This is a genomic window from Ligilactobacillus pabuli (assembly GCF_022836475.1).
Classification (GTDB): domain Bacteria; phylum Bacillota; class Bacilli; order Lactobacillales; family Lactobacillaceae; genus Ligilactobacillus; species Ligilactobacillus pabuli.
This window is the reverse complement of record NZ_BQXH01000072.1, coordinates 1-227: the sequence shown is the minus strand read 5'-3', so window position 1 is coordinate 227 and position 227 is coordinate 1. Positions and strand designations below refer to the sequence as shown.

Below are 227 nucleotides of genomic sequence, written 5' to 3'. Positions count from 1 at the left end.
TTTCCCTTCGGGGACAAAATGACAGGTGGTGCATGGCTGTCGTCAGCTCGTGTCGTGAGATGTTGGGTTAAGTCCCGCAACGAGCGCAACCCTTATTGTCAGTTGCCAGCATTTAGTTGGGCACTCTGGCGAGACTGCCGGTGACAAACCGGAGGAAGGTGGGGATGACGTCAAGTCATCATGCCCCTTATGACCTGGGCTACACACGTGCTACAATGGACGATACA

General features: G+C 54.2%; 1 rRNA gene. It reads left to right on the top strand.

Annotated features, from left to right (window positions below):
* Positions 1-227: ribosomal RNA gene (locus LPAF129_RS11140) — 16S ribosomal RNA — on the top strand; the annotation flags it as partial.